This is a genomic window from Undibacterium hunanense, from assembly GCF_014284335.1.
Taxonomy (GTDB): Bacteria; Pseudomonadota; Gammaproteobacteria; order Burkholderiales; family Burkholderiaceae_D; genus Undibacterium; species Undibacterium hunanense.
In genome coordinates this window covers 214,328-234,653 of the sequence record NZ_JACOGF010000004.1, presented here as the reverse complement: position 1 = coordinate 234,653, position 20,326 = coordinate 214,328, and the positions used below count along the sequence as shown (strand labels likewise).

Annotated in this window: 19 protein-coding genes; 9 read left to right on the top strand and 10 right to left on the bottom strand. The window is 50.9% G+C overall.

Going from position 1 to position 20,326, the window contains the following annotated elements; translation table 11 throughout:
* Nucleotides 1-79: 79 nt before the first annotated feature.
* On the bottom strand, nt 80-1,051 hold the full coding sequence (locus H8L32_RS09795) for an ABC transporter substrate-binding protein (protein WP_186947008.1): 972 nt from the start codon (nt 1,049-1,051) through the stop codon (nt 80-82).
* Between the two features lie 219 nt (nt 1,052-1,270).
* The gene (locus tag H8L32_RS09790) at nt 1,271-2,431 is read right to left on the bottom strand and encodes an ABC transporter substrate-binding protein (protein ID WP_186947007.1); all 1,161 of its coding nucleotides are present in this window, start codon (nt 2,429-2,431) and stop codon (nt 1,271-1,273) included.
* Nucleotides 2,432-3,146: 715 nt separating this feature from the next.
* Here H8L32_RS09790 and ffh point away from each other — a divergent pair.
* Nucleotides 3,147-4,514 (top strand): signal recognition particle protein, encoded by a 1,368-nt coding sequence (gene ffh / locus H8L32_RS09785; protein ID WP_186947006.1) that lies wholly within the window; start codon nt 3,147-3,149, stop codon nt 4,512-4,514.
* A gap of 246 nt (nt 4,515-4,760) precedes the next feature.
* Nucleotides 4,761-5,168 (top strand): SWIB/MDM2 domain-containing protein, encoded by a 408-nt coding sequence (locus tag H8L32_RS09780; RefSeq protein ID WP_186947005.1) that lies wholly within the window; start codon nt 4,761-4,763, stop codon nt 5,166-5,168.
* A 190-nt stretch (nt 5,169-5,358) separates the two neighbouring features.
* Here H8L32_RS09780 and H8L32_RS09775 read toward each other — a convergent pair whose 3' ends face one another.
* The 4 genes from H8L32_RS09775 to H8L32_RS09760 form a co-directional block, all read right to left on the bottom strand.
* Nucleotides 5,359-6,036 carry a hypothetical protein gene (locus tag H8L32_RS09775; protein ID WP_186947004.1) on the bottom strand — a complete coding sequence of 226 codons (678 nt, stop codon included), beginning with the start codon at nt 6,034-6,036 and terminating at the stop codon, nt 5,359-5,361.
* Nucleotides 6,037-6,106: 70 nt separating this feature from the next.
* Nucleotides 6,107-6,811: a hypothetical protein gene (locus tag H8L32_RS09770; protein ID WP_186947003.1), complete on the bottom strand. Its 705-nt coding sequence runs from the start codon at nt 6,809-6,811 to the stop codon at nt 6,107-6,109.
* 186 nt (nt 6,812-6,997) lie between these two features.
* Nucleotides 6,998-7,717 carry a lytic transglycosylase domain-containing protein gene (locus tag H8L32_RS09765; RefSeq protein ID WP_186947002.1) on the bottom strand — a complete coding sequence of 240 codons (720 nt, stop codon included), beginning with the start codon at nt 7,715-7,717 and terminating at the stop codon, nt 6,998-7,000.
* Entirely contained in the window at nt 7,714-9,462 is a 1,749-nt protein-coding gene (locus H8L32_RS09760; RefSeq protein ID WP_186947001.1) for a proline--tRNA ligase, read from the bottom strand. Before H8L32_RS09760 ends, H8L32_RS09765 begins: the two co-directional genes overlap by 4 nt.
* Nucleotides 9,463-9,677: 215 nt before the next feature.
* Between H8L32_RS09760 and H8L32_RS09755 the strand changes: the two genes are divergently transcribed.
* Together H8L32_RS09755 and H8L32_RS09750 are read left to right on the top strand one after the other, a co-directional pair.
* Complete coding sequence (locus H8L32_RS09755) at nt 9,678-10,250, top strand: RNA pyrophosphohydrolase (protein ID WP_186947000.1); 573 nt, start codon at nt 9,678-9,680, stop codon at nt 10,248-10,250.
* A gap of 3 nt (nt 10,251-10,253) precedes the next feature.
* Nucleotides 10,254-10,769 carry a CNP1-like family protein gene (locus tag H8L32_RS09750; protein ID WP_186946999.1) on the top strand — a complete coding sequence of 172 codons (516 nt, stop codon included), beginning with the start codon at nt 10,254-10,256 and terminating at the stop codon, nt 10,767-10,769.
* A 64-nt stretch (nt 10,770-10,833) separates the two neighbouring features.
* On the opposite strand, the gene proB is transcribed toward H8L32_RS09750, so the two are convergent.
* The 4 genes from proB to rplU form a co-directional block, all read right to left on the bottom strand.
* The gene (gene proB, locus H8L32_RS09745) at nt 10,834-11,952 is read right to left on the bottom strand and encodes a glutamate 5-kinase (protein ID WP_186946998.1); all 1,119 of its coding nucleotides are present in this window, start codon (nt 11,950-11,952) and stop codon (nt 10,834-10,836) included.
* A 278-nt stretch (nt 11,953-12,230) separates the two neighbouring features.
* Nucleotides 12,231-13,343 (bottom strand): GTPase ObgE, encoded by a 1,113-nt coding sequence (gene obgE, locus H8L32_RS09740; protein WP_186946997.1) that lies wholly within the window; start codon nt 13,341-13,343, stop codon nt 12,231-12,233.
* A gap of 254 nt (nt 13,344-13,597) precedes the next feature.
* Nucleotides 13,598-13,855 carry a 50S ribosomal protein L27 gene (gene rpmA, locus H8L32_RS09735; RefSeq protein WP_186946996.1) on the bottom strand — a complete coding sequence of 86 codons (258 nt, stop codon included), beginning with the start codon at nt 13,853-13,855 and terminating at the stop codon, nt 13,598-13,600.
* Between the two features lie 45 nt (nt 13,856-13,900).
* The gene (gene rplU, locus H8L32_RS09730; RefSeq protein ID WP_186946995.1) at nt 13,901-14,212 is read right to left on the bottom strand and encodes a 50S ribosomal protein L21; all 312 of its coding nucleotides are present in this window, start codon (nt 14,210-14,212) and stop codon (nt 13,901-13,903) included.
* Nucleotides 14,213-14,416: 204 nt separating this feature from the next.
* On the opposite strand from rplU, the gene ispB reads away from it, so the two are divergent.
* The 5 genes from ispB (at nt 14,417) to coaE (ending at nt 20,216) form a co-directional block, all read left to right on the top strand.
* Nucleotides 14,417-15,469, top strand: coding sequence for an octaprenyl diphosphate synthase (ispB, locus tag H8L32_RS09725; protein ID WP_329605170.1), 1,053 nt, complete (start codon nt 14,417-14,419; stop codon nt 15,467-15,469).
* A gap of 294 nt (nt 15,470-15,763) precedes the next feature.
* A complete protein-coding gene (pilB, locus tag H8L32_RS09720) occupies nt 15,764-17,491 on the top strand; it encodes a type IV-A pilus assembly ATPase PilB (protein WP_186946994.1) in 1,728 nt (575 codons plus the stop codon).
* A 15-nt stretch (nt 17,492-17,506) separates the two neighbouring features.
* Nucleotides 17,507-18,739: a type II secretion system F family protein gene (locus tag H8L32_RS09715; protein WP_186946993.1), complete on the top strand. Its 1,233-nt coding sequence runs from the start codon at nt 17,507-17,509 to the stop codon at nt 18,737-18,739.
* Nucleotides 18,739-19,602 carry a prepilin peptidase gene (locus tag H8L32_RS09710; RefSeq protein WP_186946992.1) on the top strand — a complete coding sequence of 288 codons (864 nt, stop codon included), beginning with the start codon at nt 18,739-18,741 and terminating at the stop codon, nt 19,600-19,602. The genes H8L32_RS09715 and H8L32_RS09710 overlap by 1 nt, the downstream gene beginning before the upstream one ends.
* Nucleotides 19,602-20,216 carry a dephospho-CoA kinase gene (coaE, locus tag H8L32_RS09705; RefSeq protein WP_186946991.1) on the top strand — a complete coding sequence of 205 codons (615 nt, stop codon included), beginning with the start codon at nt 19,602-19,604 and terminating at the stop codon, nt 20,214-20,216. Before H8L32_RS09710 ends, coaE begins: the two co-directional genes overlap by 1 nt.
* Nucleotides 20,217-20,326 lie beyond the last annotated feature (110 nt).

The window sequence follows — 20,326 nt, the reverse complement described above, 5'->3', positions numbered from 1 at the left end:
CATGATTTTTCCTTCAAGAATTGATGAGCCGGGTGAGCGTCCATGTACATGACACCCACCCTGGACTCAAACTGGTGACTTACTTGATGTTCAGGCTTTTCTTCGCTTGTTCCAGAAGATCGGTTTTTACCCAATCCTTGGCGACTGGTGGTTTGGCCATTTTGCCGACGCCATACTTTTGCATCAGGTCAGTGGTGATCTGGATATGCTCTGGCGTCACATCATAAGAGTAAGGTGAATTTTCTATGGCGTTCACAAAATCTTCGTGACTGACCTGGCCTTTGAACATGTTTTCACGCACATATTTCTCAGCCAGTTCCTTGTTGTCGATAAAGGTCTTGGTGGCTTCGACAAAGCAACGCATGAATTTTTCTGCGACAGGACGACGTTCCTTATAGAACTTCTCGGTCATGACCATGGTGCGTACCGGCTCACCTATTGGTGTGTCGTAAGGCTTGATGATTTCATTGCCGAAGCCTTTGTTGATGGCTTGCGAAGAGTAAGGCTCGGACTGCATGATGGCATCAATATTTTTGCCCAACAAAGCCTGGTTCAGGTCAGGGAAACCAAGATAAATGATTTGCACATCCTTGCCTGGCTGGTCGGAGTAAGTCAGGCCATTTTGCGACAGTTCGGCTGCCAGCAGAATATCCTGGATACCACCACGTGTCACACCGACTTTTTTGCCTTTCAGGTCTTTCACACTTTTCATGCCCAGATCAGCGCGGCCCACCAGACGTGCTCCACCTTTGGCAAAGCCGGCAACCAGGTAAATCGGTGTACCACTGGCACGTGCAGAAATCACTGCCTCTGATGAAACGGCACCGACATCAAGCTCACCGGCAATCACTGCCTGCATGGCATCAAGACCTTTGGCGAAAACGCGTTCTTCCACCTTGATACCGCATTTGGGAGCGATTTCCTTGATGTAGGACACCGCACCGTAATGGGCGAATTTCAGATTGCCAAGCCTGACAACTTCCTGGGCCTGGCTAGTAGCGGCCAACAGACTGGAAGCAATAACACTGGCGAGCAAAATCTTTTTGAACATCTTTGTCTCCTTGAAATGGTGGATTTCTGATTTGATTTTTACTTACTCAACATGAATAGCAGATATTGTGCCAGCTTATAACGCAAGGTAAACAACTGATTTTATTCAATTTTTTCTGGTGCAGGCCAGAAGCCCGTGCGAAGTTCCGGATAGCCGGATGGTGTTTGTCGGTGTTTTCGCATTGTCTGCCACGCAAAATATACCGTCTCCACAATTTGCCTAGCGTACAAATTTGCCGTCGCGGCCTATCATCGTCAATTCGACAAATTCGCTGCCGCTATGGTCGCGCTCGCTATACGTGACAGTCACACCGCCAAGATCTATCTTGTGCATGCTTTCCAGTGCCCGCACCAAACCTTCACGGGTCAGTGTCTTGCCACTACGGCGCAATCCTTCCACCAGCACTTTGGCAGAGACAAAGCCCTCCATCGCTGCATATGAGGCGGTCACGCCATGCTCTTTGGCAATAGACTTGAACTCTTGCCCCAGTATGCTTGATACCAGATGTGGTGCAGGCATGATCTGCGACACCATGATACCCGTGGCCGCCGGCCCCAGCGAATCAATAAACGATTGCGATGCATTATTCGAGAGCGTCATGATCTGTATAACGCTGCCTTTGGCCCGCAGCCCACGTATGATTTCCGACACGGTGGTAGCAGAGCCGACTATCACCAGTGCCTTGGCTGGCGATTTCATCACCTCATCCACAGCCCTGGCAACATCCGGCTTGGCCCGGTCGTACTTGGCGACGACCGAGGGTTGCATCTTGAAATTGCTCATGGCAGCAGAAAAACCGGCCAGGCCATCCCCACCAAACGTATCGTCGACATGGACAATGCCGATATCCTTCAAACCTATGGTGGAAAACTGCTCCACCGCTTTTTTGACTTCATCCTGGTATTTTGCGCGCACATTGAACAGGTAGCGATTCGTCGGCGCGTGAAACACAGCCGCACCGGTGCTTGGTGCGATCAAGGGGATTTTATTGGCAGCAAGTACCGGCAGAATCGCCTGGGTATGGGGCGTGCCACGGCTTTGAAACAGGGCAAAGACATGCTCTTTTTTGACCAGGGTTTCGGCATTGGCAGCAGCAATGGCCGGATCAAACTGATCATCCAAGATGCGCAACTCAATTTTGCGGCCATTGATACCACCGGCTTTATTGATCTGGGATATATAGGCGGCAGCACCCGCATTCATCTCTTTGACGGGACCGGCAATCTGACCGGTCAGGCCAACAGTCTGCCCTATCAATATGGTGGAATCAGTCACTCCCTCTTCCGCCTGGGATACTGCGGGGAACAGGCCGGGAATGAGGACAAGGGCGCAAAAGCCAAGGGCGCGCGGCAAATGCCACACGCGTTGAAGTGGTTTCATGTTTGTCTCCTGATTGATGAGCAGCTATTTTAGTGCGCTCTTATTTAGAACTCATTTCATAAATAGGAGCGAGATGCGTTTGCCTCATAACGCGGGCTGGCAAGGCGGACGAGGCAGTCAATAGTGGGCCTATTGACAACGAGTCCAACGCAGTCCAGCACGCGTTATGAGGCAAACCCTTCGGGAACTGACGATTTGGGCGTATTGCAGCGTTGTGCCGCTTGCTAAGGCACCAGCCTTAGCTGCGCGTCACGCCTTGCACTACATCCCAAATCGTCTTGTTCGCACTCACTCCTATTTATGAAATGAGTTCTAGCAGACTTCATACCAAGCGACGGAATGAGGGCTGTCTACCGGATTTAACTCCTGTCCATAAGGAAATACATCCGTAGTTTTACGCATGTGTGCGAAAAACCGCACAAAACCCATTAAATAATTCTGGAAATCCAGAATTTTAAATTTTACCGTCACTGCCATAAAGCGAAATGCCTGAGTCCGTCTTGATGATCAGGTAAAATGCCCGTTTATTCTTGCCTGTCTTGCAGGCTGTCACAATAAAGCATGGCCATTGTAGCGCTGCTTGCGCTGATAAACACTGTCTTGTAACACTGCCTTGCTATTGCGATAGCCATCCTTATATCTTGATAAAGATATAAGCGAACTGTAGCAGGCCATCGCATTTCATTGATTTTTATTCAAGATTCTTTAAGCAAACATGCTCGATAACCTTACCCAGCGCCTTGCCAAAGTCGTCAAGACCATGCGCGGCGAAGCCCGCCTGACCGAATCCAATACTGCCGACATGCTGCGCGAAGTACGCATGGCCTTACTGGAAGCCGACGTTGCCCTGCCCGCCGTACGTGAACTGATCGCCCGCGTCAAAGAAAAAGCCATGGGCGAAGAAGTGATTTCTTCCCTGACCCCGGGCCAGGCCCTGGTTGGTGTAGTCCAGAAAGAGCTGGCAACCCTGATGGGTGCCGATCTGGGTGAAGATGCTTCGCAACTGAGCTTCGCCTGCCAGCCACCGGCGATTATCCTGATGGCTGGTTTGCAGGGTGCCGGTAAAACCACGACCGTTGGTAAACTGGCGAAATATCTGAAAGAGCAAAAAAAGAAAAAGGTATTAACCGTTTCTGCCGACGTTTACCGTCCTGCTGCGATAGGCCAGTTGCAGACGGTGACATCGCAGGTCGGTGCCGACTTTTTTCCATCCCTGCCGACGGACAAACCAGTTGATATTGCTCTGGCCGCCCTCGACTACGCCAAAAAGCACTATCACGATGTACTGATCATTGATACCGCTGGCCGTCTGGGTATAGATGAAGCGATGATGCAAGAGATTGCGGCCGTTCACGCCGCCGTCAATCCCATAGAAACCCTGTTCGTGGTTGATGCCATGCTGGGTCAGGATGCCGTCAATACCGCCAAAGCCTTTAACGATGCCCTGCCTTTGACGGGCGTGGTATTGACCAAGCTGGACGGTGACGCACGCGGTGGTGCAGCCTTGTCGGTACGTCATATCACCGGCAAGCCGATCAAGTTTGTCGGTGTGGCGGAAAAACTCGACGGCCTGGAATCTTTCGATGCCACCCGCATGGCGAATCGTATCCTGGGCATGGGTGACATCCTGGCCCTGGTTGAATCCGCCCAAAAAGGCATGGATGTGGCTGCCGCCCAGAATCTGGCACACAAGCTCAAGGATGGCGGCAAATTCGATATGAATGACTTCAAACTGCAAATTTCGCAGATGAAGAACATGGGTGGCTTGTCCAACCTGATGGACAAGCTGCCGGCCCAGATGCAACAGGCCGCCAGCGGCGCGAATATGGACCAGGCTGAAAAACAGGTGCGCCGCATGGAAGGCATGATCAATTCCATGACTCCGCAGGAAAGAGCCAAACCGGAATTGATCAAGGCATCGCGCAAGCGTCGTATCGCTGCCGGTGCCGGTGTACAGATACAGGAAGTCAATCGCATGCTGACCCAGTTTGATCAGATGCAATCCATGATGAAGAAATTGCGTGGCGGTGGCATGATGAAAATGTTGCGCGGCATGAAGGGAATGATGCCAGGAAAACGTTGATTTCACTCTGCGTTTCCCTCTGAAGAAAGAAGCCGGATAGCAGCCAAAATGGCGCTTATCCGGCTTTTTTTTAGGCGTAAATCCAACGACAGGCAAATTCCTGCACTTTTTCGACAAAAACCAGCAAAAAACACTTGCGTCCCTGTAAAAACCGCACCACTATTAGCGATGCGTGAAGTGACGCAATGCAGGAGCTTTTCAAAACGATCAAAGCTCCGTCCACGAAATTTGTGAAGGAGGCTATTTATGGCAACAGCACCAAAGAAACCAGCAGCAAAACCGGCAGCCAAACCAGCGGCTAAACCAGCAGCGAAAGCAGCAGCTCCAAAAGCAGCAGCCGCTAAACCAGCAGTGAAAGCAGCCGCTCCTAAAAAGGTTGCAGCAGCCAAGCCAGCAGCAGCGCGCAAGCCAAATGCAGCGTTCATGAAACCTATGACTATCTCTCCAGTTCTGGCAGCAGTCATCGGTGCAGCAGCAATTCCTCGTACTGAAGTCACTAAAAAAGTATGGGAATACATCAAGAAACACAAACTGCAAGATGAAGCAAACAAACGCAACATCAACGCGGATGACAAGTTGAAAGCCGTCTTCGGTGGCAAGAAACAAGTGTCCATGTTTGAAATGACTAAACTCATTTCCGGTCATCTGTCCTGATTTTTAGCAGCAGATTCCGAAGTTGCTTTGGGAGACTTAAAGGGAAGCATTCAGTCCCATCCCAAACGAAAATGCCCGCATCGCGCGGGCATTTTTGTTTCTTGTGGCAGCTTTACTGTGGCTTATTGCTGGCCTGCTGTTGGCTTAATGTTGGCTTACTACTGAGTCACTCCCGGCTTCCACCCACCAATCACAAATTCCCGCAGGTAACCGGCACAGTCGCCAGTTCATTGCCTATGATCTCGCCCGGCTTGCGGTGCAGTATGCAATAGGTGCCGAAAGGGGTGATGACTTTCGATACCGGGCGGCCATCGCCCAGTATATGCACTTCATGCTTGACGCCCACGCGATTGACCGTGCCTGACAGGGCAATGCGCTCGCCCATCTTCGCAATCGGATCGACGTTTGCTTTGCTGGCGAAGCGTTCACGCTCCTGGAAATCCTTTTTCAGCCCCTTGAAGACTTCCCCTACGTCGCGGTTAATGCTGGCATTGGACTGAAAATTCGGCTGAGAGTTCGGCTGGGGATGAGCTTGAGGCTCTGGCGCTACACCGATATCCGGGCTTACAGGCTCAGGCGTGTTTTCTGTGGCTGTCCTTGGGTGATCGTTGGCTGGCGGTGCAGAGACAGACCGGGGCTGTGCCGTTCTCTGCGCCTCCTTTTTATCCGGTTCTTGCACTGATGGTTTGGCTACTATGGGTAGATCCAGGAAAATCAGGCTACCTGCGCTGATTTTCTCTTCATTCAAGCCGGTCTTTAGCAATGGCCACAACAAATACAGACCGGCATGCAAGAACAACACTGCCAGCAGTATCTGCCAGCCAGCATGCCTGGTGTTGTTGCGATAATCAGGTACCAGTACCAGCATTGCTATCCTCCGATTTGCCTTGAGCTGTCTAACAGGGTATTTGCGTGTTCACTGCGATATCCTGAAACCATCAATAGCTGCCGCAACTGACAGTTCGTATACCTGGTGCCTTGCTGATATCCGCGCCTGGCTTGGCACCAATCACGCAATACGAACCGGCAGATGTCGTGACCTTGGTCATGGCAGTACCGTCAGCCATGACTATATTTTTATAGCTTGTACCACGTGGACGCGCTGCGGCTGCAACATTGATGGCAAATGCGACCATGGAGGATTTTTCTGGCCGGATATCGGTCAGTATGCGATTTGGCATTTCACGCTCCACCGCTTTGATGATGGAACGGATATCGCGCTGTAGGATGACAGAATTCTCTCCTGCCAGTTCCGGAGTGATCGCCTGGCTGAGCGGCTCGTTGGTTTGAGCAGCAGGGCTCACTTCTGGGCTGGCAGCAACTGCAGCGACAGGTGTCTGCACCGCTGGCACGGGCCTGACTGGCGAGGCTCTGGCTGGCAACGGCAGCTTATGTATTGGTGCTGGTGCTGGCACTAACGCCGGCTCCGCCTGTCGGGATTTGGCCGGTGCAGGTACTTCCAGCATTTTCACCCACAATGCCTGAGATATAAAACTATCGCTTTTATGCATGCGCACAGAGGGCCACAGGGCAATAAGCAGGAGATGGGCAAGTGTTACCGCGACCAGCATTTGCCAGCGTGACTGGAGTGCTTTCATCCAGCCTGTACTGGCAATTTCTTCGCGATAATAAAGTGCCTGCATGAGCTTCCCTGGTGTATCGACATAATCGGCATCAACTACATAAGCAACGTAAGCAACATGTACGACATGGGCAACATGAGTAACATGAGCAGCCTGCGTTATCACCGTATTGTGAAATGACAGGCCAGGCTTGGCCCGCCATTATTCCAAGGGATTGTTTGACTAGACTCAGCGTAGCGCAATACGCTACTTGCGGAGCTGCGATGCGCTTTCGCCGCTGAATTCCCAGTTCTTCCAGTTTGCCAGCACGGCCTTGGGATATTCCGGGCGGCCACGGCTGCCATTGTAACGGCCCAGGGCCAGATAGAGATCGCCCTTCTCCATGTCTATATACATGCGCAGGATGGAGCAGCCGTAACGCAGGTTGGTTTGCATCTGGAACAATTTTTTGGCATCGCCGTCACCGATGACACGCGACCAGAAAGGCATGACCTGCATATAGCCGCGTGCACCCACTACCGAGGTGGCATATTTACGGAAAGCAGACTCTACCTGTATCAGGCCCATGACCATGGCGGTATCAAGACCGGCGCGTTTGGATTCATACCAGATCGCTTCAAGTAATTCACGGCGGGTCTGCATGTCGGGAATACGACGCTTCAGACGCGACGACATTTCCCCCAGCCAGTTAAGGTATTTGATACGTTCTTCTATATTGCTGAATGTGGGCTTGGGTGGCGTCGAATCAGAAATAGCCTTGGCCAGCGCCAATCGTACGCCATCGGCCATCGCTTCTTCTTTCTGATTACCGGCCTGGGCCGGCAATCCAGAAAAAACAAGCAGGCAGGTAGCCAGGCAGACGATGGTTTGTATCCATCGCCTGCCGGGGCTATGCAGCCCAGGCGAACGGCGATTGCCAGCACTTCCTTTGCGCCATACGCAAAAGCGCAAGAAAAAATACCTCATCCTGCGACTTGATTTCCCGCCAGTTTTGACTGTATGAAAGCCAGCATCTCTGTCACCGGCACATTACTGGCTTCGCTGTCACGGCGGCCCAGGTATTCGAGCTTGCCTTCTTTCAGGCCACGGTCACCAATGACAACGCGATGCGGTACGCCTATCAATTCCCAGTCAGCAAACATGGCGCCCGGACGTTCGCCACGGTCATCCAGAATGACATCCACACCCGCTGCCAGCAAAGCCTGGTACAGCGCTTCTGTCTCGGTTTTGACGGCTTCACTGCGGTCCATGCCCATAGGGCAGATGACCACTTCAAATGGTGCAATCGACGCAGGCCAGACTATGCCCTTGTCATCGAAGTTTTGTTCTATCGCAGCACCCAGAATACGGGTAACGCCAATGCCATAGCAGCCCATTTGCAGCAATTGCGGTTTGCCGTTTTCATCCAGGAAAGTCGCTTTCATTGCCTGCGAATAGCTGGTACCAAGCTGGAATACATGGCCGACTTCAATACCGCGCTGTATCGCCAGTACGCCCTTGCCATCTGGTGATGGGTCGCCAGCCACCACATTGCGAATGTCGGCAACTTGCGGCTCAGGAATATCACGACCCCAGTTAGCGCCGGTAAAGTGGAAGTCCGCTTCATTCGCGCCGCAGACAAAGTCAGCCATATTGGCGACAGTGCGATCAGCCACGATCCTGACTGGTTTTTTGGTATTGATAGGGCCCAGATAACCGGGTGGCGTACCAAACCATTCAATGATTTCAGATTCACTGGCAAAGCGATAGTTAGCCAGACCAGGGATCTTGCCGGTTTTGACTTCATTCAATTCATGATCGCCACGCAGCAGCAACAGCCACAGTTGTTTGCCAGCTTCGCCTTTTTCTTCATCTTCAACAGTCAGAACGATGGATTTGACGGTCTGCTGCAAGGGAATGTTGAGCAAGGCAGCGACATCTTCGCATTTGGCCTTGCCGGGTGTGGCCGTTTTGCTCAGTTCAGCTTTGGCTGCTGCACGCTCAGCCAGCAGTGGCACGCCTTCAGCAGCTTCCATATTGGCCGCATAATCAGAGCTTGGGCAATACACCAGCGCATCTTCACCTGTTTCAGCAATCACGTGGAATTCATGCGAGCCGGAACCGCCGATATCACCGTTATCTGCCGCCACGGCACGGAACTGCAGGCCCAGACGCTGGAAAATACGGGTATAGGCGTCATACATCAGTTGATATGACTGCTGCATGCCAGCCGGATCGCGGTCAAAGGAATACGCATCCTTCATGGTGAATTCACGGCTGCGCATCAGGCCAAAGCGTGGACGGCGTTCATCACGGAATTTGGTCTGGATGTGATAAAAATTGACCGGCAACTGACGGTAAGAGCGAATTTCAGTACGTGCGACATCGGTCATGACTTCTTCCGACGTAGGCTGTATCACATAGTCACGGCCATGGCGATCTTTCACGCGCATCATCAGCGGGCCGAACTTGTCCCAGCGGCCGGTTTCCTGCCAGTATTCGGCGGGCTGTATCACTGGCATCAGCATTTCAACCGCACCGGCGCGATTCATTTCCTCACGAACAATGTTTTCAACTTTACGAATAATGCGCAGGCCCATGGGCATGTAGTTGTAAATGCCAGAACCCAGGCGTTTGATCATGCCTGCACGCATCATCAGTTTATGGCTGACGATCTCGGCATCGGCAGGCGCTTCTTTCAGTGTGGAAATAAAAAATCGTGTAGCACGCATGACAGTGATTCTTTTTAAATGGAGGGTTATAATCAACTCAATTTTAAAGGATTAGCTGGCTAATGCGCCCACTCTTTGCACATTTGATGAAGGAAACTGCGATTTGTTCGCCTCCCTGGAGGCTGTCCGCTGAAAATCGCGGGGTTTTTCGATGTAACAAACGCTATCTATTGCAGGAGCAGGCCGTTTAGCCACAGAAAGTTTTGAGGTTGAACATGCTGGATCGTGAAGGCTTCCGCCCTAACGTTGGCATAATTTTGCTAAACGCCAACAATGAAGTCTGGTGGGGAAAGCGGGTGCGCGAGCATTCCTGGCAATTCCCCCAGGGGGGTATCAAATACGGTGAATCGCCGGAACAGGCCATGTTCCGGGAACTGGAAGAGGAAACTGGTCTGCTTCCAGAGCACGTCAAAGTCATCGGTCGCACCCGCGACTGGCTGCGCTATGAGGTGCCCGATCACTTTATCAAGCGTGAAATCCGCGGGCATTACCGTGGGCAAAAGCAAATCTGGTTCCTGTTGCGTATGATAGGCCGTGATTGCGATGTCAATCTGCGCGCCAGCACCCATCCAGAGTTTGACGCATGGCGCTGGCATGATTACTGGGTACCACTGGACGTGGTAATCGAATTCAAGCGGGGAGTCTACCAACTGGCCTTGCAGGAATTGTCACGCTATGTGCACCGTGCCGAACACCCGAATTCCAACCGCAACCGGTATTTGCGCAATCAGCAACAGGCGCAGCCGGGCCGCGACATCAAGAAAACCGAGCCGGAAGAATCTAAATAATTTATGCCAACACTACATTTACGCCATCTGGCAAGCAGCCTGTTTTGCACCCTGCTGCTGTCAGCCCCCCTGCTACATGCGCAAGAACCTGCTGACGAAGAAGACAAGGAATGGCGCGAAGTCGCCCTGCAATTGCCAGAAGCACCGAAAGCTGAAAACCTGCTGAATTTCTATAAAAGCAACAGCCAGTCTTTTGCGATTGATACCAAGTCCCTGCTGGTCGCAAGTGACGGTACCATTCGTTATACCCTGGTAGCCACCAGCGATGGCGGGGCCAAAAACATCAGCTACGAAGGCCTGCGCTGCCAGTCATATGAGGTTAAATTATTTGCCTTTGGACGCCCGGACGGTACCTGGTCGCGCTCGCGTCGCAATCAATGGGATGCCATTTCCAGCACTGGTGCCAACAAACAGCATAGCACCCTGTTTTCGGATTACTTTTGTGAAGGCCGGACAATAGCAGGCAAGGTCAATGTCTTGCTGGATAAATTGCGCGGCAAGAAAATGTCATATTATTAAAATGCTCAATGATTAAAATCATATTGCAGAAATGAAAATGGGCGCTGAATTCAGCGCTCAATTTTTATAGCAGCACCAGATTATCGCGGTGTATCAGTTCTGACTCTTCCACAAAGCCGAGTATGGATGCAATTTCTGCTGACGCGTGGCGCTTGATACGGCGCGCATCAGCGCTTGAGTAATTGATAAGCCCCCTGGCTACCGGCGTACCGGCCTCATCACAACAGGTGACCACTGCACCACGGCTGAATTCACCACGCACATCCAGCACGCCTATAGGCAGCAAAGATTTTCCTTCGCGCGTCAGTTTTTGTACTGCGCCAGCATCCAGCACAACCTGGCCCAGTGTTTGCAAATGATCCATCATCCATTGCTTGCGCGCGGCCACAGGTGCCATTTGCGAAATCAGTTGCGTACCTATGGATTCGCCCTGCGCCAGGCGCAGCAAAACATTTTCTTCGCGTCCCCAGGCAATGACGGTATGCGCACCTGAACGCGCACCCCGTTTGGCGGCCAATATCTTGGTCAGCATGCCGCCACTGCCCAGACTGGAGCCAGCACCACCGGCCATGGCTTCCAGCGCCAGGTCACCGGCACGTGCCTCGTGCACAAAGCTGGCATTCGGGTCCTTGCGTGGGTCAGCCGTGTACAAACCTTTTTGGTCAGTCAGAATGATCAGGGCATCGCCCTCGATCAGATTGGCAACCAATGCGCCCAAAGTGTCATTGTCACCAAACTTGATTTCATCGGTGACCACCGTATCATTTTCATTAATAATGGGGACAATGCCCAGGCGCAACAAGGTAAACAGGGTAGAACGCGCATTCAGGTAACGTTCACGGTCGGCCAGATCGGCATGCGTCAATAAAATCTGCGCGGTACCTATCTGGTGTTCACGAAAGCTGCTTTCATAAATCTGTGCCAGGCCCATTTGCCCGACAGCAGCGCAAGCCTGCAGTTCGTGGATGGCAGTCGGTCGCTTTTCAAAGCCCAGACGTTGCCGCCCTTCGGCTATTGCGCCAGAGCTGACCAGCACCACTTCCTTACCCATGGCGCGCAGACCAGCGATCTGGGCAGCCCATTTGGCAATGGCTTGTTTGTCCAGGCCTTTGCCATCATTGGTCACCAGGGATGAACCTACTTTGATAATCAGACGTTTTGCTTGCTGAATGACAGATTGCATAAATGAATACGGATATAAATTTGGAGATGTCACTGCGCACAAGCTCGCAGCAAATCAAAATTATACTTTATATGGATAGTATCGTTGCAATCTAAATTTAATTCAGATTTAAATGGAATATTCTATTTTTTATGGGATTTATATTATTAAAAAGAAATTATTCCAATATCAAAATAATCATTGATATTCCATCCTTGACGGGTACGAGGCATTTGATCGGCAGTTGTTGGGTAGTTGATGGCAGACGTAAAAAAACCTGGCTTTCACCAGGTTTTTTATTAGTCTTCCAGTACTTTAAAACGCGGATCATCCGGATCAATGGACAAGATACCCTGCGCTTCTTCTTTCATCGTGGTTTCTTGCGAACGCTGTTCATGCGTGCGCTTTTCTTCCAGGTATTTATAAATCTCGGTTACCAGTTCTTCGCAACCTTCACGATTCAGGGCAGAAATTTCAAAGACCGGCCCTTTCCAGGCAAAACGCTTGATAAAGTCTTTGACCTTTTTCTTGCGTTCATCGTCGGTCAGTACGTCGAGTTTGTTCAATACCAGCCAGCGTGGCTTCTCATACAGGCTTTCATCGTATTTACGCAATTCCTTGATCAGGGCTTTGGCTTCTTTGACTGGATCAACTGCTTCATCAAACGGTGCCAGATCAACAATGTGCAAGAGCAAGCCTGTGCGTTGCAAATGCTTCAGGAATTGTATGCCCAGACCCGCGCCATCAGCAGCACCTTCGATCAGACCAGGAATGTCGGCGATGACGAAGCTTTTTTCATGGCTGACACGTACCATACCCAGGTTAGGGTGCAGAGTTGTGAAAGGATAATCAGCGATTTTTGGACGCGCATTCGATACCGCAGTAATGAAGGTGGATTTACCGGCATTTGGCAGGCCCAGCAAGCCTACGTCGGCCAATACCTTCAATTCCAGACGCAATTCGCGACGTTCACCTTCTTTACCATCAGAGCGCTGACGTGGTGCACGGTTGGTAGAAGTCTTGAAATGGATGTTACCCCAGCCACCTTCACCACCTTTGACCAGTTCAACTTCCTGGCCATGTTCGGTCAGATCAGCAATGACTTCATCTGTATTTCTGTCGCAAATCTGGGTACCCACCGGCATACGCAGACGGATATCATCAGCACCTTTGCCATAACAATCTGCGCCACGACCATTTTCACCATCTTTGGCTTTGTGCAATTTGGAATAGCGATAGTCAACCAGGGTGTTGATATTGCGGTCAGCTACAGCCCAAATACTGCCGCCACGGCCACCATCACCACCATCGGGGCCGCCGAACGGGCGGAATTTTTCACGACAGAAAGACGCCACACCATTGCCACCGTCACCGGCGATTACTTCAATTCTGGCTTCATCAATAAATTTCATTTTTACCACCTAAAAAAGCTTGTATAAATTTTTGTAACCTGATGGAACAATAAATTTATACAGGATTTCTTCAAATTAAAAGGGCTAACACCAAACTGACCATGCAGGGTGTATTTGCGGAGAGAAATAGTCTGGGTGGCATGCACCGCTTTATTTAGCTGGAATAGCGATCAAATCCAACTAAAAAGGCCCTACCGATGGCAGAGCCTTTTTATCATACTGGCTTGCGCCCTGCTTTGAATTACTTCAATGCATTACGCTGGAACAACAATTGCGAACTGGTGACGTGCTGCACCTTTGATCGCGAATTGTACTTTGCCATTAACCAGAGCGAACAAAGTGTGATCTTTGCCCATACCAACGTTTTCACCAGCGTGTACGCGTGTACCGCGTTGACGAATGATGATACCGCCAGCATTGATAGCTTGGCCGCCGTAGACTTTAACGCCAAGGCGTTTCGATTCTGAGTCACGGCCGTTGCGCGTGGTGCCGCCGCCTTTTTTGTGTGCCATTTTTAATTAGCTCCTTAAGTTCAGGTAAATTAACTTATCTACGGATTAGCCGTTGATAGATACGATTTGCAATTCAGTGTAGTTTTGGCGATGGCCTTGACGTTTCTGATAATGCTTACGACGACGCATTTTGAAAATGCGCACTTTGTCGTGACGACCGTGATCTATAACCTTAGCCAGCACCGTAGCACCTGTGACCAGTGGAGCACCAAATTTAATGGTCTCGCCAGCGCCCAATGCGAGCACTTGATCTATGGTGATTTCGGAGCCAATGTCTGCAGGTATCTGTTCTACTTTAAGTTTTTCACCAGCGACAACTTTGTATTGCTTGCCTCCGGTTTTTATGACCGCGTACATGTGAAACCTCATCAAATAAAAATTAGGAATTTTCTCCCGCCGGACTGAGAAACCATCTGGGAAATCGGGAAAACCACAAATTGTACATAATTCCGGAATAAGCGTCAAAGACTATTTGCATATTTTTTCAGCAGCCCAGGGCTCGCTACAGCCAAACACCGGGGCGTTTAATGACCGGAAAGTATAATAAAGCAAAGAGCGCTGGTGCAATTCAAGCAAAACAATGGCATGGCATCGTATAATCTCGGCCATTCTGGATTTTTTGCAGGTTTCCCCTTGTCTGCCACAAACAACCCCAATCCCATCACTGAACTTATTGCTTCTGACATGTCGGAAGTCAACCAGGTCATACGTAATAAACTGCATTCTGAAGTACCGCTGGTGAATCAGATTGCCGAATACATCATCAGTGCCGGCGGAAAAAGGATACGACCAGTACTGGTCTTGCTGGTGGCGAATGCCTATCAGTACCAGGGGAAACATCATCACGAGCTGGCCGCGATTGTAGAATTTATCCATACCGCCACCCTGCTGCACGATGATGTCGTAGATGAATCCTCACTACGGCGCGGGCGCAAGACAGCGAATGCCCTGTTTGGCAATGCGGCATCGGTGCTGGTGGGTGATTTTCTGTACTCGCGCGCCTTCCAGATGATGGTTTCCATCAACAACATGCAAATCATGCAGATACTGGCAGATGCAACCAATGTCATTGCTGAAGGTGAGGTCTTGCAGTTGTTGAATATGCATGATCCAGATGTAACGGAAGAACGCTATCTGCAGGTCATACGTTCAAAAACAGCCAAGCTGTTTGAAGCCGCAGCCGAAATCGGCGCCCTCATTGCCGGTGCCAATGCGCAGGAAATTGAAGCGGCTGGCGAATATGGCCGTTCGCTGGGCACGGCATTTCAACTGATTGATGATGTCCTGGATTATTCTGGCAATGCCGAAGATATAGGCAAGAATGTAGGCGATGATTTGCGCGAGGGCAAACCTACCCTGCCACTGATTTATCTGATGAAGAACGGCAGTGCTGCCGAACAAGAGCTGGTGCGTGCCTGCATAGAAAATGGCGACGAATCAAAATTTGATGCCATCCTGAAGGCCATTACCAGTTCTGGTGCCTTGGCCTATACGCAAAATGAAGCAGTCAAAGCGGCCGACCGCGCGGCTGCTGCCATTGTCGGCTTGCCAGAAAGCAGCTACAAACAGGCCATGGTGCAGTTATGCGCTTTTGCCGTAGGGCGCAATCATTAATCTTTTGCAGGCCCTCACATCTTCCTTCAAGAATGCAGTAAATTCAGGGCCAGTACAGGGCCAATTTGAGGTGGACGACAGGGCTTGATCACTGGGCAAAATTTGTAACACTCCTGTAACGAATAGCAGGCACAGTGATACGAAAGTTACAATACTGGTCTTTTTACCGCTTATTTGCTGCTTATTTGCCGCTTGGCTGCCGGGTTACCCCCTGAACGCCTTTACAAATAACGGGCTTAGTTGCATTATCCTAAGGCAACTGATTGTATTGGTAAATTTTACTCAAAAGACCCTATGTCCGCAGTCCAACCAAATTCAGCTTCCCTCACCCCGACCTCAGGTTTGGCGCGCGCACTGACGCAAGCCAATTTATTGACTGCGGCCCAGGTGGATGTCGTCAGTAAAAAAACCCAGATCGAAAAAACCCCCTTCATTGATGGCTTGCTGCAAAGCGGCTTTATCAATGCACGCGACCTGGCGACGTTTTGCTCGGATGTGTTTGGTTATCCACTGCTGGATTTATCGCTGATCAATGAGTCACTGATACCGGAAAAGCTGGTTGATCCCAAGCTCATGCAGGCGCAGCGCATGATAGCGATTGCCAAAAAAGGCAACAAGGTATCGCTTGCGCTGTCCGATCCGACCAATAACTCGGCACTTGATCAGGTCAAGTTTCAGACTGGTCTGGGTGTTGACATCATCATCGTGCAACATGATGCGCTGGTCAAACTGCTGGACAGACTGGGTAAAACCTCAGAACAAACCCTGGCAGACATCGCCGGCGATGATTTTGAACTCGAATTCAAGGAAGAAGACCTCAATCAGGCTGCTGCTGATACCCAGGCAACAGAAATTGATGATGCGCCGGTCGTTAAATTCCTTCAAAAAATGCTGGTGGATGCGATCAACATGGGCGCCTCCGATTTGCATTTTGAACCCTTTGAAAAATTTTATCGCATCCGCTTCCGCGTTGACGGCGAACTGAAAGAAATTGCCCAGCCACCACTGGCCATCAAGGAAAAACTGGCTTCGCGTATCAAGGTGATCTCCAAGCTGGATATTTCTGAAAAACGTATTCCGCAAGATGGCCGCATGAAATTGCAGTTGTCCGCCAGCAAATCCATCGACTTTCGTGTGAGCACACTGCCCACGCTGTTTGGCGAAAAGATCGTAATGCGTATTCTGGATGGGTCCCAGGCACAGATGGGTATTGATGCCCTGGGTTACGATCCGGATCATAAAGCCATTCTGCTGGATGCCATTCAGCGCCCCTACGGCATGGTGCTGGTCACTGGCCCGACCGGCTCTGGTAAAACGGTGTCGCTGTACACTTGCCTTAATGTCATCAATAAACCAGGCATCAATATCTCCACAGCGGAAGATCCGGCCGAGATCAACTTGCCCGGCGTCAATCAGGTCAACGTCAATGACAAGGCCGGTCTTACCTTTGCGGCGGCACTGAAATCTTTCCTGCGTCAGGATCCTGACGTCATCATGGTGGGTGAGATTCGTGATCTGGAAACAGCCGATATTGCCATCAAGGCCGCGCAAACAGGTCACATGGTGTTTTCCACCCTGCATACCAATGATGCCCCGGCAACACTGACGCGTCTGATGAACATGGGAGTGGCGCCCTTCAATATCGCGTCATCCGTTATCCTGATCACCGCGCAAAGGCTGGCACGCCGTCTCTGTACCTGCAAAAAACCAGTCGACGTGCTGGATGAGGTCTTGCTACAGGCCGGTTTCAAGGATGATGACCTGGACGGCACCTGGAAACCCTATGGCCCGGTCGGCTGTGAACGCTGCAGCGGCGGCGGTTACAAAGGTCGCGTTGGTATTTACCAGTTGATGCCTATTTCCGAATCGATAGAACGCATCATTCTGGCCAGTGGCAGCGCGATGGAAATCGAAGAACAGGCACAACGCGAAGGCATCCGGAATTTGCGTCAGTCAGGACTGTTGAAGGTGAAACAGGGTCTGACCAGTCTCGAGGAAGTGCTCGGATGTACCAACGAATAATAAGAGAACAGTCATATGGCAACTAATCCGGCAAGGCCCGTCAAATCGTCGCAGGTCAAAGAACATTTATTTGCCTGGGAGGGCAAGGACAAGTTTGGTAAAACCGTAAGGGGTGAATTGCGCGCTGGCGGCGAAGCGATTGTCAACGCCACCTTGCGCCGTCAGGGCATTCTGGTCACCAAGCTGAAGAAAAAAAGCTATAGTACCGGCAAAAAAATCACTGACAAAGACATCACCCTGTTCACGCGTCAGTTAGCCACCATGATGAAAGCCGGCGTACCCTTGCTACAGTCTTTTGATATTGTATCCAAAGGTCACTCCAATCCTTCCGTTTCCAAGTTATTGCAGGATATCCGGGGCGACGTTGAGACCGGCACCAGTCTGAACCAGGCGTTCCGCAAGTTTCCCCTGTATTTTGACCCGCTGTTCTGTAATCTGGTCGGCGCTGGTGAGCAAGCCGGTATTCTGGAAGATTTGCTGAACCGCCTTGCGATCTACAAGGAAAAAACCCTGGCCATCAAGGCCAAGATCAAATCTGCCCTGACGTACCCTATCGCCATTCTGGGGATTGCTTTCATTGTGACCGCCGTCATCATGATCTGGGTGGTACCGGCGTTTAAAGAGGTATTCAAAAGTTTTGGTGCTGATTTGCCGGCACCTACCCTGTTCGTCATGGCGATTTCCGATTTCTTTGTCAGATACTGGTACCTGATCTTTGGCGGAGTGTTTGGTGGCGTATACTTCTTTATGCAATCCTGGAGACGTTCTTTAAAAATGCAGCAGACCATGGACCGCTTGCTGTTACAGGCCCCCGTGTTTGGTGATGTGATCCGTAAAGCCACCATTGCACGCTGGACACGTACCCTGGCGACCATGTTTGCCGCTGGTGTGCCGCTGGTTGAGTCGCTGGACTCGGTTGGTGGTGCCGCCGGTAATGCTGTTTATCTGGATGCCACCATCAAAATCCAGACGGAAGTCAGTACCGGTGTCAGCCTGACCGTCGCCATGCAAAACTCGAATGTCTTCCCGAATATGGTCACGCAAATGGTGTCGATTGGTGAAGAATCCGGTGCGCTGGATTCCATGTTGGGCAAGGTCGCTGATTTTTATGAAGATGAGGTGGATGAAGCTGTTGCTTCCCTGTCCAGTCTGATGGAACCGATGATCATGGCGATTCTGGGTGTGGTCATTGGTGGCCTGGTGGTCGCGATGTACCTGCCAATTTTCAAACTGGGTTCGGTGGTCTGATGCTGGAATTGCTTTTGTTTGCAGCCCCGGGGTTTTGGCTGAGTACGCTGTTTTTTGGCATACTCGGCCTGCTGATAGGGAGCTTTCTGAACGTTGTAATTTATCGCCTGCCCAAAATCATGGGGCGCCAGGAAGATAATTATTATGCCAGTGAAAAGGGGCTACCCTTACCACATACTGATCGCTACAACCTGGTGTTGCCTCGTTCCGCCTGCCCGCATTGTGGCCATAACATTACAGCGCTGGAAAACATACCTGTAGTCAGTTATCTATTACTGGGCGGCAAGTGCAAGTCTTGCAAAGCAAAAATCTCGGTACGCTATCCCCTCATAGAGTTACTCACGGCAGCCTTGTCTGCCGGGATGATATGGCATTTCGGCAGTGGCATTGGCGGCATGGCAGCGGTCGTCTTCGCCTGGTTGCTGGTGGCGATGACCTTTATCGACATTGATACACAATTGTTACCTGACGACATGACTTTGGGGCTGCTATGGATGGGACTGCTACTCAATATCAATGCAACCTTCGCACCGCTTCAGGAAGCAGTCATTGGAGCAGTCGCCGGTTACCTGGCACTATGGTCTGTTTATTGGGCTTTCAAGCTCATCACAGGCAAAGATGGCATGGGCTATGGCGACTTTAAACTGCTAGCAGCACTAGGCGCATGGATGGGCTGGGGCATGCTGCCCGTAGTAATTTTATTGTCGTCACTGGTTGGGTCTGTGATTGGCATTGCCATAATCGTACTGAGTAAGCTGGGCTGGGAAACAAAGATTCCGTTTGGCCCTTATCTCGCTGGTGCCGGCCTGATTGCCCTGGTCTGGGGACATCAGATCGTGGACTATTACCTGGGCATCATGTAATGCCTGCCCGTTTTGCGCTGGGCCTGACTGGTGGCATAGGCAGTGGCAAAACCACTATTGCCAATATCCTCGGCGAACTGGGTGCTGCCCTGATTGATACCGATGTCATTGCCCATCAGCTCACGGTGCCTGGCGGACTGGCCATACCAGCTATTCTGGCGCAATTTGGTTATGAATTGCTGACCGCAGATGGTGCCATGGACAGGTCTGCCATGCGCGAACTGGTATTTTCTGATCCGGCACAAAAACACAAGCTGGAAAACATACTGCACCCGCTTATCCGCCAGGAAACCGAGCAAGCCGTCAGCACTGCCAGAGGCAGTTATCTGATTTTTGTGGTTCCCCTGCTGGTGGAATCGGGCAGCTGGAAAAGCCGTGTGGACCGTGTGCTGGTAGTTGATTGCGACGAAGAAACACAAATCCAGCGTGTCATGTCACGCAATCGCCTGAACCGGGAACAGGTGCAGGCCATCATGCATAATCAGGCCAGCCGGCAACAAAGACTGGCGGCGGCAGATGACGTCATCACGAATCAGGGACCACTGGAAAATATCCGTGCGCAGGTAGTACAACTGCATCATCAATACCTGGCGTATGCAGAGATGAAAAAATAGGTGTACTGTGTGAAGGAATACACGTTGATGCGTCAATTTTTTTGAAAGAATCTGCACGCGATGTTTGTAATTTCACACAGTATGGTTCAGAATCATGTGCAGCTTGAATT

Coding starts and splice junctions, on each gene's coding strand:
- H8L32_RS09795 (WP_186947008.1), bottom strand. CDS start 1,051: ATGTTCAAAAAGATTTTGCTCGCCAGTGTTATTGCTTCCAGTCTGTTG.
- H8L32_RS09790 (WP_186947007.1), bottom strand. CDS start 2,431: ATGAAACCACTTCAACGCGTGTGGCATTTGCCGCGCGCCCTTGGCTTT.
- ffh (WP_186947006.1), top strand. CDS start 3,147: ATGCTCGATAACCTTACCCAGCGCCTTGCCAAAGTCGTCAAGACCATG.
- H8L32_RS09780 (WP_186947005.1), top strand. CDS start 4,761: ATGGCAACAGCACCAAAGAAACCAGCAGCAAAACCGGCAGCCAAACCA.
- H8L32_RS09775 (WP_186947004.1), bottom strand. CDS start 6,036: ATGCTGGTACTGGTACCTGATTATCGCAACAACACCAGGCATGCTGGC.
- H8L32_RS09770 (WP_186947003.1), bottom strand. CDS start 6,811: ATGCAGGCACTTTATTATCGCGAAGAAATTGCCAGTACAGGCTGGATG.
- H8L32_RS09765 (WP_186947002.1), bottom strand. CDS start 7,717: ATGAGGTATTTTTTCTTGCGCTTTTGCGTATGGCGCAAAGGAAGTGCT.
- H8L32_RS09760 (WP_186947001.1), bottom strand. CDS start 9,462: ATGCGTGCTACACGATTTTTTATTTCCACACTGAAAGAAGCGCCTGCC.
- H8L32_RS09755 (WP_186947000.1), top strand. CDS start 9,678: ATGCTGGATCGTGAAGGCTTCCGCCCTAACGTTGGCATAATTTTGCTA.
- H8L32_RS09750 (WP_186946999.1), top strand. CDS start 10,254: ATGCCAACACTACATTTACGCCATCTGGCAAGCAGCCTGTTTTGCACC.
- proB (WP_186946998.1), bottom strand. CDS start 11,952: ATGCAATCTGTCATTCAGCAAGCAAAACGTCTGATTATCAAAGTAGGT.
- obgE (WP_186946997.1), bottom strand. CDS start 13,343: ATGAAATTTATTGATGAAGCCAGAATTGAAGTAATCGCCGGTGACGGT.
- rpmA (WP_186946996.1), bottom strand. CDS start 13,855: ATGGCACACAAAAAAGGCGGCGGCACCACGCGCAACGGCCGTGACTCA.
- rplU (WP_186946995.1), bottom strand. CDS start 14,212: ATGTACGCGGTCATAAAAACCGGAGGCAAGCAATACAAAGTTGTCGCT.
- pilB (WP_186946994.1), top strand. CDS start 15,764: ATGTCCGCAGTCCAACCAAATTCAGCTTCCCTCACCCCGACCTCAGGT.
- H8L32_RS09715 (WP_186946993.1), top strand. CDS start 17,507: ATGGCAACTAATCCGGCAAGGCCCGTCAAATCGTCGCAGGTCAAAGAA.
- H8L32_RS09710 (WP_186946992.1), top strand. CDS start 18,739: ATGCTGGAATTGCTTTTGTTTGCAGCCCCGGGGTTTTGGCTGAGTACG.
- coaE (WP_186946991.1), top strand. CDS start 19,602: ATGCCTGCCCGTTTTGCGCTGGGCCTGACTGGTGGCATAGGCAGTGGC.